Here is a 14,426-nt window from a genome sequence, read left to right on the forward strand (position 1 = left end):
TCAATTAAAAGTCAATAAAAAAACAAAAAGGTATAACCAGAGAATATCTAGAAAGTGCCAATAAGTGGTACATATCTGAATTCTTCTCAGATTCTTAGAATGAACATTCAAACGAAACGCTGCAGTCAGAGCAGTGATCAGCACTATTAAACCAGTGATGATGTGAAAACCGTGCAGTCCTGTAAACACATAAAAAAACGAGCCTGATGGGTTTCCTACAAAATATACATTCATCGCCACCAGTTGCTTCCATCCTTCAAACTGCATCCAAAGAAAAAGAAGACCCAGCACAAATGTAATAGAAATTGCCATCTTCAATTGTTTGAACTGATCTTTTTTTGCAGACAGATAAGCCCAGTGCATAGCTACACTACTTGCTATTAAAACAGCACTACTGTACCAAAAAATCACAGGCATTTCAAACTCAAGCCAGTTACCCTCAGCCCTTCTCACCAGATAAGCACTGGTTTGAGAAGCAAATAACATAATGATACTAACCAGAAATAACCATAAAATAAATTTGATAGGGTCCATCGCCAAAGGCACTTTAGGCTCTCTATCTATATTGACCTGCTGAATATTTTCCATCTCTCTTAAAATCTTATATCACAGTTTATCCAACAAAAAAGCTATCTGAACGATAGGTAAATATATAAATGATCCAAACATAAGCTGACGTGCCGTTTTATCCGTACACTTTCGCATCAGGTGGAAAGTTTGTGCTAAAAAAAGCACTCCGAAAATTGTCGCTACAAATGCCGAATTGATACCTGTCATTCCTAACTCATATGGCAACCAGCCTATAGGCAACAAAAACAATGTATAGATCATCATCTGCAGTGCAGAATCTGCATCTTTCAATCCCTTCGCAGGAAGCAATTTGAACCCTGCTCTTTTGTAATCTTCATCCAAAACCCAGGCAATAGCCCAAAAATGAGGAAACTGCCAGAAAAACTGAATGGCGAACAAAATTCCTGGTTCTAGTCCGAATTGATTCGTAGCTGCAAGCCATCCAATCATTGGAGGGAATGCTCCCGGAAATGCCCCTACAAAAACTGCTATCGGGCCTACCTTTTTCAAGGGTGTATATACAAATCCGTATAACACCAGAGAAAGCAAAGAAATCAGTCCGGTAATTACATTAAAAACAGATACAAATATGAAAAGCGATACAACAGCCAGAACTATGCACAATGTGATAGCTTCATTCACTGAAATTCTTCCGCTTGGTAAAGGACGCGACGCTGTCCTTTTCATCATTCTGTCAGTATCCTTCTCAAGGATCTGATTGATTATATTTGCTGCACCGGTAATTCCGATTGACGCTATCACGAAGAGAACTAATTTTGTCCAAACAACTTCCTTCGCACCGAGACAGTAGCCCATAGCACCGGAGAAAGCGATCAAAGATGCCAGTCTGAATTTAAGTAACTCAAAACCTATCCTCAGTCTATCACCGAAAGCTACTTCCGTTATTGATGATGTCATTATTTTACTCACTTCTCTTTCTCCTATCCTGTTACACCAAACTCCTTTTTACTAAAAACTTATTCTCATTGATCAACAGCCAGATCACATATTGTATTCCAATTAACAGAATACCCATTGTCAAATGCATAGGCTGTGCAAACGGCGGAACTCCAAAATAAGCCATGGTAATTCCTGATAACAATTCCAATAGCAATACAAGCTGGCATCCTTTAACAAATTTTTTCAGCCTGCTGTCTGCTACACTTTTCTCAACCTGATAAAGCCAATAAAAATTAGCTAAAACTACCAATATTGAAAATGACCGGTGAATATAAAATCCTGTTCCAAGCTGGTCAATCCACTCCTCTCTTGCTCCGTATCCTAGCGAATGAATCACTTCATCCATATTCTCCCGAACCTGCGTTCCGAGTACAATTTGTACTAGTGATAATGTAAGAACTAATAAACCCAGCTTATTTAATACAGGCTTATTGCTGTCAGATTTGAACGAACCGACTGAAAAGGATGACCACGTAAATAAATACAACAATATGAAGACTATGACTATAGCCAATAACATATGTACCGTAATCATTCCCGGCATTAACTCAGTGGCAACAACCTTTGCTCCCAACCATCCCTGAATTCCTACTAAGATAAAAGCTGACAGGCTGTAGTAGAATATTTTTCCATAGCCCGCTTTGAGATATGGAATAGAGGCCAGCAGAGTCAGAAAAATCATGATTCCTGTCACAACTCCCACCAGACGATTTACATACTCCGTCCAGGTCTTTACTACGTTGAACTCTACTTCACCTTTCAGCTTAGCCCCGTAAATTTCCTTGTAATCTGCTGGAAGCTGGGAAAGTTCAGTTGGAGGAACCCATTGCCCAAAACACTTTGGCCAGTCGGGACAACCCATTCCAGAACCCGTACTTCTCACAACTCCTCCGGCAATAATCACCAGATACAGCGAAATAACAGTATTTAAAGCCAGCCGGCGAAATTTCCGGCTGGCTTTAAAATCAATGTGCGTTGAACTGGTCATTAAAATTCTGCGCCTCGATTAATTTCTCCGTCGCGATCAGTTCATTCTCATGTGGGAAATTGGATTCCAGTGTCTGAGAATAAGGTATATTTTGTGGAATAAAGTCTTCCTTAGCACCTGGTTTACTATAGTCGTAAGACCAACGATATACAGCAGGTATTTCACCAACCCAGTTACCGTGTACCGGCTCAACAGGCGTTGTCCATTCAAGCGTATTCGATCTCCATGGGTTAAGAGGAGCTCTCTTGCCCTTGAAAATACTATAGAAGAAGTTCCAAAGGAAAATAAACTGTGCAAGGAATGAGAATATCGCTGCGACAGATATGAACATGTTCATGTCCATAAACTTGTGCGTAAAGTCGTAGCTTGTGAACTGGTAATATCTACGAGGGAAACCCGCTATACCCACATAGTGCATTGGTATGAAAACCAGATAAATACCTATAAAAGTAAACCAGAAGTGGATCTGACCAAGTGTCGGATTCATCATACGGCCAAACATCTTAGGGAACCAGTGGTATACCCCTGCAAACAACCCAAATGCAGATGCCGCTCCCATTACAAGGTGAAAGTGAGCTACTACGAAATAGGTATCATGTAATTGGATATCCAGTGCGCTGTTTCCTAGAATGATCCCGGTAAGACCTCCGGATACAAACAGAGAAACCAAACCTATTGAGAACAACATACCAGGAGTAAACACGATGTTACCCTTCCACAATGTAGTAATGTAGTTAAACCCTTTTACTGCAGATGGTACAGCAATGATCAGTGTCAGGAACATGAATACAGATCCAAGGAACGGATTCATACCTGTTACAAACATGTGGTGAGCCCATACGATGAACGCCAGGAATGCAATACCTAACATAGATGCGATCATAGCGCGGTATCCAAAGATTGGCTTACGAGAATTAGTAGCGATTACTTCAGAAGTAATACCCAAACCTGGTAACAATACAATATATACTTCAGGGTGACCCAGGAACCAGAATAAGTGTTGGAACAAGATTGGACTACCACCTACGTTCGGCAAAGCTTCACCATTGATATAGATATCCGAAAGATAAAAACTCGTTCCGAAGTGACGATCCATAATCAGCAACAATACTGAAGATAACAATACTGGGAAAGAAATAAGACCCAACACTGCTGTAATAAGGAATGACCAGATCGTCAAAGGAAGACGATCAAAAGACATACCCCTTGTTCTCAAGTTAATTATACTCGTAATGTAGTTAATACCACCCAACAGCTGTGACACGATAAAGAAAGCCATACTGGTTAACCACAAAGTCATCCCCATTCCTGAACCAGGGTGAGCCTGAGGCAAGGCGCTCAAAGGCGGATAAATTACCCAACCACCCGCTGCAGGACCTGCTTGCAGAAATAACGATGCGAACATAATGATACTGGCAAGAAAAAAGAACCAGTAAGACAGCATATTCATAAAACCGGATGCCATATCACGTGCACCGATTTGAAGGGGAATAAGGAAGTTACTGAAAGTACCACTCAATCCGGCAGTCAATACAAAGAATACCATAATGGTACCGTGCATTGTAACTAAAGCCAGATAAAAGTTCGGATCCAATTTCCCGCTATCGCTGATCCATCCTCCCAATATAGGTTTTAACCAGGATAGGTTGGAATCAGGCATACCCAACTGGATACGGAAAATAATAGACATCGATATACCTACAACTGCCCAGATAATCCCCGTAATCAGGTATTGCTTCGCGATAATTTTGTGGTCTTCACAGAAGATATACTTCTGCCAGAAGTTTTGAGACTCATGGTGATGATCGTGTGCATCGACATGGCCGGTATCCATTCCTTCAACAGCTGACATATAACTATAAGATATTTTTAGATTATTACTATTAACGGATACTGCTACCCGCGCTTACACCCCCCACACTTCCGGAAGCCGAGCTATCTGCTGGTGCAGTAGTTGTTTCCGGTAAACCTTTCATTGCCTTTGCCTTAAGATTATCTGGTACCTTAGCCAGGTATTCTGGATATGTCTGTAAGAAAGTAGACTGTTCTGAGCACCACTTTTTATAACTCTCCTCGTCGTCTACTACCAAATTGATCTTCATTGAAAAGTGTCCCTGACCACAAATCTCAGTACAAGCAATTTCATACTTGAAATTAGGATCATTCAACTCTGACTGCATTTGCGCCGTAGTTTTATCAGCAACAAACCAAAACTTAGTTGGCATACCCGGTACAGCATCCATTTTAACCCTCATGTGAGGAATAAAAACACTATGAATTACATCACGTGCACGAATTTTTAAAAGTACTGGTCTGTTAACAGGAATGTGCATTTCCGTAGGATTCTGGAAGTCATCAAACGAGTTCTCATCTGACAAATCTATACCTACTTCATTTTGGGCATCAATCAGTTTGTAATTGTAGTTACCAAGTTTGTTATCATTCACACCTCCGTAACGAACAATCCAGTTGAATTGCTTACCTGTGATCTCAATAACTTCTGCATCCCTTGGAGCTTCAGACGTGATATCCGACCATGCTTTCCATCCTGTAAATACAAGAAGCGCCATTACGATCGCCGGAATAATTGTCCAAATCAGTTCGAGCTTGTGGTTGTCAGGATAAAAAGAAGCTCTGTGATTCTTTTTGTATTGATACTTCCATGCAAAGAAGAATATCAGGAAGTTTACCAAAATAAAAGGAATGGTAAGCACTCCCATAGAGAACCAGAACAAATCGTCAGTTCTTCTTCCGTGAATGGAAGAAGCTTCCGGAAGGAAGAATTCTCTTGCATGCAGATAAGACCACGTTATAGCAATCCCTCCCAAAACAAGTATAACAATAAACAAAGCTCCATTTACTTTATTTCCGGCAGGAACAGCGTCCGGAGTCTCCTCTTTCTTTACACTCTTGATAACACCTTGGAGTCTGGAAATCACAATACCTGTGAGAACCACAAAAACAAGAGCAACTAATGCGATGATATAATACATGATAAATTAACAGTTTTGCGAATTAAGCTATATCGTGATGTAATGACTCCTCCAACATGGGGTGATGTCTTGGTATCAGATTTGCTTTTTCCAGTTGAGATGCTATGCTATATCCGAATGCACAAAGGAATACGACGAAGAAACCCCATTCTAATGGTCCGAATCCAGCACTTGCACCCATTGTTCCAGGCATAATGTTGGTATAGAAATCCATGTAATGACCAATGATAACACACCAGCAAGCCACTTTCAAAATAGAGTGTGTTGCCTTTGCATCTCTTGTCATCAATATAAGGAATGGCAAGAAGAAATTAAGGATCAAAGTAATAAAGAAAGGAGCTTTGAAGAAACCTTCATATCCTCTGAAACGCTCGATATAATAGATCGTTTCTTCCGGCATGTTGGCATAGTAGATAAGTAAGAATTGTGCAAACCAAACATATGTCCAGAAAATGCTGAAAGCAAAAACAAACTTACCCAAATCTCTCAGGTGACTGGAATTCACAGCACGCAAATATCCGCGTTCTCTCAACATAACGATTGTCAGTGTAATCACAGCCAGACCAGCCACGTGCCAGCTTGCCAATGTATACCAACCAAACATTGTACTGAACCAGTGGGTGTCAATCGACATGACAAAGTCCCAAGCAGATGTAGATGAAGTAACACCAAATACTACAAGGAAAGCAGTACCTAAACGTATAGATTTGTCATATAGCTCAGTTCCACCGATTTCATCTTCCTGCAACGAATAATTACGTATTACTCTCCACATTCCGTACCAAAGTACAAAATAGAGAACCAGGCGTATTACGAAGAATGGTGTATTTAAAAAACCTTGTTTACCAGCAATAATCGGATCATAATGTGGGCCACCTACTTCGTAAAGGCTTGAATCCGTCCAGTGAAATAAGTCATGACCACCCATGAAAAAGGTGATTAACATAATAATCCCTGTAAACGGAAGAAATGCTGGAAGCGCTTCCGGAATTCTTTTAAACACTGCAGACCAACCCGCTTGCGCAAGATAGTTGTATGAGATAAAGAACATACCAATCACAGATATACCCGTAAAGTATACAGCGTTTACCCAGAGATTTGCCCAGATACGCGCGCCCAATCCTTTCGCATGATGACCTGCTTCAGCTGCAACATGTACTTTGGAAGCATTTTCCGGAGTTGGATGTGCTATTGCCGATGCAGCGTGTTCTGCTCCATGAGCTACTTCATGATGACCCCCACCGCTGGCAGCCAGATAAGCGCCCAGTGCGATCAGAGCAACACCGACGGCCCCACCTATGATTAAGTTTCTCTTAGCCCCCGAAGTAAATTCAAACCGTTCTTCAATAGAAGGAATCGAATGTGCTGATGCCATTATAAATTATTATTACTCAGTTATCAAATTGAATTAAGCTCCTTTTTGCAGTTTCTGTACATAATGTACAATCTTCCACCGCTCCTCCGGATTAATTTGTGAGCCGTGAGGCCACATCCTTGCCTTTCCATGCGTAATTACATGGAAGATATGTCCTTCATTCATTCCTTTGTAAGCATCGCTTGAATAGTTAGGAACACCTTTGTACATACCGGCTACTTTACCATCTCCGGCACCACTTGCACCATGGCAATGTTGGCAATATCTTTCGTACATGATCTTTCCCTCCGCCAATGTCTTTTCATTCAAAGGAATTGGGTTCTTCAACACTTTCTCTGCAATTGCGATGCTATCAGCAGGAATGTTGTAGACCATCAAATCAACCTGAGCAGAATCTCCGTCTCCAAAGGAAGTTTTATAATTACGACGAGCAACTGTTCCTTCAACCGGCAGTCTCATAGTAAGTCCCTGCGGATTGATTGGATTCGCCTTTTCCTGCTTATATGGTTCATAACCTACAGGAAGGTACATATTAGGTGCATACTCTTTTCCCGGATCGTTCGGATCACGCTGACAGCCTGCCATTGCAAGCACTGCCATAAACAGAAGTGTACCCGAAAACTTATATAAATTTCTCAATTTCATCTTTCAAACATTAAAATTGTCTGATATTTACTTCCTCAGCACCACTGTCTTTCAGTGCGCGTGTGATTTCCTCTTCCGACATAGAATTTCTTCCCATGTCAATTGCCATCACAAATTTATTATCCGTTGATCTTACGTCAAATCTTTTGTGATTATGAGCAGCCGGACTTAAACCGTTCGATATAAAGAACGTTGTTACCATACCGAATGCGGTGAAAAGTACTGTCAACTCAAATGTGATAGGAATATAATTTGGAATAGATATCGAATCTTTACCACCAATAATCATAGGCCAATCAAATCCCATGGTCCAGATCATCAGTGTTAAGGCTACGCAGCAACCTGTTACACCAAACATAAATGCAGCTATACCAATTCTGGTTCTCGGGTGACCCAATGCATCGTCAAGACCATGTATAGGGAAAGGAGAATATACTTCTTGGATTTTTATTCCAGCCTTTCTCAAACGTGGCACCGCATGTAAAACGATATCGTCGTCGTCATAGACACCAACTAAATATTTACCAGTTAACTCTGCCATATATTAATACTAATGTTAAATTCTTTCTCGACTATTACGGTTAGATCTACTCGCTATCTTTATTAAAAGCCGGCTCCGCAGCTCCACGATTTCTTACTTTAGCAACTCCTCCTACTTTCTTAGGCAACTGAGCAGAAGTAGAACGGATTACCGCTTTAACTTCAGCCATATTGACAACCGGCAGATATTTAGAGAACAGCAGGAACAGTGTGAAGAAAAGACCGAATGAGAAGATGTAGTCACCTATATCATAACGTGTTGGTGAGAACATCGCCCAGCTTGAAGGTATATAGTCGCGGTGAAGAGAAGTAACAATAATTACGAAACGTTCAAACCACATACCGATGTTAACCACAACTGAGATAAAGAATGTAAATGTAATGCTGCGACGCAGTTTACGAGACCAGAATAGCTGTGGAGAAATTACATTACATGTCATCATCGCCCAATATGCCCACCAATAAGGTCCTGTCATACGGTTATAGAATGCATAATATTCATATTCCACACCACTATACCATGCAATAAAGAACTCAGTAATATAAGCCACACCCACTACAGAACCTGTCAGCGTAATTACCTTGTTCATCGTCTCAATGTGCTCAAGGGTAATGTAATCTTCAAGTCTGTATACTACACGTGTAATCAACATCAGGTTTTGTACCATAGCAAAACCTGAGAAAATAGCACCTGCAACGAAGTACGGGGGGAAGATAGTCGTATGCCATCCCGGAATTACCGAAGTTGCAAAGTCCATACTTACAATCGTGTGTACAGAAAGTACAAGCGGAGTAGAAAGACCAGCAAGAATTAAGCTGATGTATTCGTAACGAGACCAGGTTTTAGCTGATCCGTCCCAGCCCATTGCAAATGTTCCATACATGAAGCGCGAAACTTTACTGGTTGCGCGGTCACGGATTGTAGCAAGGTCAGGAATAAGACCAATATACCAGAATACAAGTGATACAGAGAAATAGGTACTGATTGCGAAAACGTCCCAAACAAGAGGTGAGTTAAAGTTAACCCAAAGAGATCCGAATACGTTTGGTAGCGGAAGTGCCCAGTAAGCCATCCACGGACGCCCCATGTGCATCAGGATGAATGATGCTGCACATATAACTGCGAAGATTGTCATCGCTTCCGCAGCTCTGTTGATAGATGTTCTCCACTTCTGACGGAAAAGTAAAAGAATCGCAGAAATAAGTGTTCCGGCGTGACCGATACCTACCCACCATACGAAGTTGGTGATATCCCATGCCCAACCTACGGTTTTATTTAATCCCCATACTCCGAGGCCTTCCCACCAGGTCCATGCCAAACATACGGTACCATAGGCCAGAACCAAAAGAGAGATACCAAATGCAATTTTCCATTCTTTGGTAGGAGCTCCTTCTACGTGGCGGCATATATCCTCCGTTACGTCTGCGTACGTTTTCCCACCTTGTACAAGGGGTTCTCTCACGGGTGAAGTAACATGCATACTACTCTAATTTATAATGATTTAATCTTCAAATTAATACTATCTATACAGAAATTAAGCGTGTTCCTTCTTCGCTTCAACTTTCGCTGCCACGTCTTTGTTACGAACCTTAGTCAGGTAAGAAATCTGTGGACGCACGTTGATCTCTTCAAGCATGTGGAATGCTCTTCCTTCACGCTCTTCGGTAAGCAATTGAGATATCTTGCTTTCCGGATCATTCATGTCACCGAAAGTAATAGCATTCGTTGGGCATGATTGCGAACATGCCGTTGTGATTTCGCCATCTTCAACCCGTCTTCTTTCTTTTCTTGCTGTAAGTTTACCTTCTTGAATACGCTGTACACAGAACGAACATTTTTCGATAACCCCTCTTGATCTAACTGTTACATCCGGGTTAATGACCATTTTACCAAGGTCATTATTGAATGCGTAATCAAAATTGTCGTTATCAAAGTATTTAAACCAGTTGAAACGACGTACTTTATAAGGACAGTTATTTGCACAGTAACGAGTACCTACACAACGGTTGTAAGCCATCTGATTTAAACCTTCAGAGCTATGCGTAGTAGCTAGTACCGGACAAACAGTCTCACATGGAGCGTTGTTACAGTGCTGGCAAAGCATAGGCTGGAATGTAACCTCCGGATTCTCAGACGCAATTTCCAATCCTCTCAAGTCTTCTACATCAGCATCACTGCTGTAATACCGGTCAATTCTTAACCAGTGCATTTCACGGGCGTTAATCACCTCCTGACGACCTACAACAGGAATGTTGTTTTCTGCCTGGCAGCTGATTACACATGATCCGCAACCAAAACATGTGTTCAGGTCAATGACCATTCCCCATGAGTGATTTTTATATTGGTGTCCATTCCAAAGCGAAAGATCTGTAGCGTCTACCGAACCTTCAGAAGTTGGTATTTTTGGTACGAAACGACCAGCCATCGGATCTTGTTGGAACTGTGCAAGCACCGTTTCCTGCAATACCGACTTACGATTCATTACCGTATTGTGCGTCTGAGTTTGCGCGATCTCTCTGGTTTCACCCGTTTTCGATATTGTTACTTCACCAGGAGTAAATGAAAGAAAACCTTCACTAAAAGCAGCAAGCGGATAAACATTCTTACCAACACCGTTGGCAGATTTACCTGCTTTCTCACGACCATAACCTATTGCAATCGCAACGGTACCTGCTGCAAGACCTGGCTGAATGATTACCGGAACGTCAATCGATTTCCCTTTGAGATCAACCTTAACCACATCTCCCTGAGCAACGCCAAGTTCTGTAGCAGTCTTTTGAGATATACCAGCGTGGTTGTCCCAACAAGCTTTGGTAATAGGCTCAGGAAACTCCTGAAGCCAAGGATTATTTGCAACGGCACCATTTCCTATTCCTACATTCTCGAAAATGACCAGTTCAATTCCCGAAGCAGACGCCTTGTATTTTTTCCCTACCGCTGCACCAGCTGAAGCAAGATCTCCTGCAAATGAAGCTGCAGAAGCAACTACTGCACGATTGGTTGCAAAAACACCATCATGTAATGATTTCACCCAGAATTTCTCGAAATCCCCGGTTCCACCTTGCGTATATACATTTTTACGCCAGAACGCTTTCATGTACTCATGGAAGTCAGAAGGAAGTTCTGCCCATTTCAACAAGCTCGACTGCGCCTGTCTTGTATTAAATATCAAACCTATCGTTGGTTGAGCAAGACTGAATAATCCAGCTTTTGGCTCAGCATCATTCCATGATTCCAAATAATGAGGAGCAGGAAGAATGTATTTGAAAAGAGAAGAGGTTTCGTCAGCCCTATCATTGAATGAAACACTCAATGCAACCTTAGGAAGCGCAGCAGCAAGCTCTGCTCCACGTGGATGATCATAAACCGGATTAGCACCGTATAAAATAACGGCATCAACTCTTCCTCCTTTAACCTCGTCTACGAAGCCATTCATTGCAACATCATCACCCTGGCGGAAATACACAGGATTGTCGATATCGATCGTAGTCCCGTAGCTTCCCAACAAAGCGTTCAAGGCGTTTACAATAACCTGAACCGCAGGATCATTCACACCACAAACAACAAGTGCCTCCCCCTTGGCTTTCACCAGTTCATTAGCAGCCTTGTCAAGGTTGTTTACATCCAGCGCTGGCGCAGATAGAGACTGCCCTCCAAGTTTTGCTGCAACTTTATTGTAAAGTGATGTCACAACCAGTCCAAGTTGTGATGGCTTTACAGATGTACGATAATCTGCATTAGAGCCAGTCAGTGACATGGTCGACTCGAACTGATACAGACGCGACATTTCCTTTTTACCATCCTTCGCACTGCTTACTGAGCGTGTGCGTGCAAATTGCACAGAGTAAGTTTCAGGAGATATCCAAGTACCCAGAAAATCAGCTCCGATACCTACGATCATTTTCGCTTTGCTGAAATCATACGCCGGAAGAACAGACTTTCCAAACGACAACTCATTACCTTTCAATATAGCTGAGGAAGAGTTGGCATCATAGACAATATGCTTGGTAGTTGGATACTTTGCTGTAAAATCAGCGATTACTGACTTTGTAGAAGGACTTAAAATCGTTGGAGAAACAATGCGGATTGCGCCACCTTTTGCTGCAACAGATTTTAGCTGACTAAGTATTTCCTTGTCAACTGCATCCCATGCCACCTTAGTATCTTCACCCTTTTTGGGGCCTCTCAGTTTTTCATTATCATACAGTCCCAGAAGAGAAGCATGTACACGAGCGCTAACACCGCCCGATGCCTGCCCCAAAGAATTGCCTTCTATTTTAACAGGCCGGCCTTCACGGGTTTTAACAAGAATACTGGCATAATCTCCACCTTCAGAATACGTGGAAGCATACCAATTGGATATCGTAGGGAATTCACCCTCAGGCTTATTTACGTAAGGTATTGCCTTTTTAACAGGAGCTTCACAAGCAGCAAGAGAAACAGCTGCCATACCAAACCCCAAAACTTTTAAGAAATCACGGCGATGGGTACCAACTCCATCTACCAAACTCTCATACTGACTTTCAGTTGGGCCATCGGCAAATTCAGATGCTGCATTTTTAACAAATTTCTCATCATTTCGCAGCTCTTCAATTCCCCGCCAGTATCTTTTATTAGTATTTTCCATAAAACTATTCAATACAAATGAGTCGTATTCCTGTAGTATTTTATATTGATTAATAGTGGCATTTAGAACATTCCAAACCACCTATGTCAGCAACTTTTAATGCCTCTTTACTTTCAGTGCCATGTAACTGAACCAGCTTGTCATAATACTGATTATCTTTTGTATTAACCTCTGTTTTACGGTGACAGTCAATACACCATCCCATTGTAAGAGAGTTGCGCTGCTGAATTACTTCCATTTGAGCAACATCACCGTGGCAGTTTTCACACTCTACTCCACCTACGTTAACGTGCTGGGCATGATTGAAATAAGCAAGATCCGGCAAGTTGTGAACACGAACCCATTCAATAGGCTGGTTATTTTCAATGGAAGTATAAATTTTCTGAATTTCAGGTGATTCTTTTTTGATCACACCGTGGCAGTTCATACAGATGTTCGCCGAAGGAATATGTGCCGACTTACCCCGGTTTACACCAGTATGGCAATAGTTACAATCGATCTTATATTCACCCGCATGTAACTTATGAGAGAATGATATAGGCTGCTTTGGCGCGTAACCTTGTTGCACACCTACATTAAATGCTCCGTCGATGGTTGCTTTCAAAACAAGTAAAACAAAAACCCAAATGGTTGCGGAACGAATTGATGGATCTTTTGAAATGTTTTTGAGAGAGTTACCTAAACGCGTCATGAAGTCGACTTTCGGCTCTACTTCTGCTCCACCAGCCACAGCCTTGGATAACAGAGACACAATAACAAGCAGAACACCAAGCACCAGAAGCATTACTACAACAAGTGCAACAATAACAATCATAAATAAGTCTGAAGGACCTGAGTCTGCAGCACCGCCGGCAGCAGCAGCAGCAGCACCATCAGCACCTGCCGCTGTAGGCGCAGGTGCAGCAGCAGCCTGATCTACATAAGCAAAAATGCTTTTGATATCATCTTCTGACAAATTCGGAAAACTTGTCATCTGCGCCTTTGAATACTCGTTGTATATCTTAACCGCATAAGGATCACCTGCAGCGATCATTGCCTGTGAATTTCTGACCCATTTAACCAACCATGCCATATCGTGGCGATCAGTAGAGCCTTTCAATCCCGGGCCAACAACTCTTTCATCTGTTACAGCGTGACACTGAGCACAATTACTTTTAAACAACGACTCACCTTTTGCAACATCTCCTCCACCTGCAGCTTCAGGAGCCGCCGCAGCACCGCCCACTGATGCAGTAGTATCTTGAGCTCTTAGTAAAACCGGGGTACTCAGCATAATAGCCAAAATGATGGCTACAATTCTGTTTGAGCACTTAATGAAGGAGCAAAACTTAGAGTTTTTTGGGAATGGTATATACATAATCAACTATTCATTATTCTTCAACAGACAAAACTAGTGTACGAATGGTTATCCACAAAAGTATTTTGGCGATATTTTGGGAGTGCTTCTTATTTATAATTCTTCTAATTTGCAAACAATGACGAATGTCATAAATAGATATGTCATATATTGATTTTCAACAACTTAGAAAAAAAAATACCATTTGTCAGGTCACATATATGACCCATTACAAATGGTATTTTTTGAAGTAAATCCAGCCTGGCGAACATCATATTCAGGGCTGAACTTGATGGAGGTTCCGAGCGGATTCGAACCGCTGTACGAGGTTTTGCAGACCTCTGCCTAGCCACTCGGCCACGGAACCATTTAAAAACAGGTTGGCTAATTC

General features: G+C 41.8%; 11 protein-coding genes and 1 tRNA gene. All 12 read right to left on the minus strand.

Going from position 1 to position 14,426, the window contains the following annotated elements; genetic code table 11:
* Nucleotides 1-588 (minus strand): cytochrome c oxidase subunit 3, encoded by a 588-nt coding sequence (locus AC1XUE_RS23575; RefSeq protein WP_483358452.1) that lies wholly within the window; start codon nt 586-588, stop codon nt 1-3.
* 18 nt (nt 589-606) lie between these two features.
* Nucleotides 607-1,488 carry a heme o synthase gene (gene cyoE, locus AC1XUE_RS23580; protein ID WP_483358453.1) on the minus strand — a complete coding sequence of 294 codons (882 nt, stop codon included), beginning with the start codon at nt 1,486-1,488 and terminating at the stop codon, nt 607-609.
* Nucleotides 1,489-1,519: 31 nt separating this feature from the next.
* Nucleotides 1,520-2,518, minus strand: a complete 999-nt coding sequence (locus tag AC1XUE_RS23585) for a COX15/CtaA family protein (protein WP_483358454.1) — start codon at nt 2,516-2,518, stop codon at nt 1,520-1,522.
* Nucleotides 2,496-4,370 (minus strand): cytochrome c oxidase subunit I, encoded by a 1,875-nt coding sequence (locus tag AC1XUE_RS23590; protein ID WP_483358455.1) that lies wholly within the window; start codon nt 4,368-4,370, stop codon nt 2,496-2,498. Before AC1XUE_RS23590 ends, AC1XUE_RS23585 begins: the two co-directional genes overlap by 23 nt.
* 31 nt (nt 4,371-4,401) lie before the next feature.
* A complete protein-coding gene (locus AC1XUE_RS23595) occupies nt 4,402-5,511 on the minus strand; it encodes a cytochrome c oxidase subunit II (protein ID WP_483358456.1) in 1,110 nt (369 codons plus the stop codon).
* A 22-nt stretch (nt 5,512-5,533) separates the two neighbouring features.
* A complete protein-coding gene (locus AC1XUE_RS23600) occupies nt 5,534-6,886 on the minus strand; it encodes a quinol:cytochrome C oxidoreductase (protein ID WP_483358457.1) in 1,353 nt (450 codons plus the stop codon).
* Between the two features lie 33 nt (nt 6,887-6,919).
* Entirely contained in the window at nt 6,920-7,531 is a 612-nt protein-coding gene (locus tag AC1XUE_RS23605; protein WP_483358458.1) for a c-type cytochrome, read from the minus strand.
* Nucleotides 7,532-7,541: 10 nt separating this feature from the next.
* Nucleotides 7,542-8,072 (minus strand): DUF3341 domain-containing protein, encoded by a 531-nt coding sequence (locus AC1XUE_RS23610; RefSeq protein ID WP_483358459.1) that lies wholly within the window; start codon nt 8,070-8,072, stop codon nt 7,542-7,544.
* Between the two features lie 46 nt (nt 8,073-8,118).
* Nucleotides 8,119-9,552: an NrfD/PsrC family molybdoenzyme membrane anchor subunit gene (gene nrfD, locus AC1XUE_RS23615; RefSeq protein WP_483358460.1), complete on the minus strand. Its 1,434-nt coding sequence runs from the start codon at nt 9,550-9,552 to the stop codon at nt 8,119-8,121.
* Nucleotides 9,553-9,606: 54 nt separating this feature from the next.
* Nucleotides 9,607-12,699 carry a TAT-variant-translocated molybdopterin oxidoreductase gene (locus AC1XUE_RS23620; protein ID WP_483358461.1) on the minus strand — a complete coding sequence of 1,031 codons (3,093 nt, stop codon included), beginning with the start codon at nt 12,697-12,699 and terminating at the stop codon, nt 9,607-9,609.
* Between the two features lie 49 nt (nt 12,700-12,748).
* Entirely contained in the window at nt 12,749-13,972 is a 1,224-nt protein-coding gene (locus AC1XUE_RS23625; protein ID WP_483358462.1) for a c-type cytochrome, read from the minus strand.
* 356 nt (nt 13,973-14,328) lie between these two features.
* Nucleotides 14,329-14,402, minus strand: a tRNA-Cys gene (locus AC1XUE_RS23630).
* Nucleotides 14,403-14,426: the final 24 nt, after the last annotated feature.

Source organism: Dyadobacter sp. HNCC25DJ187 (assembly GCF_056895255.1).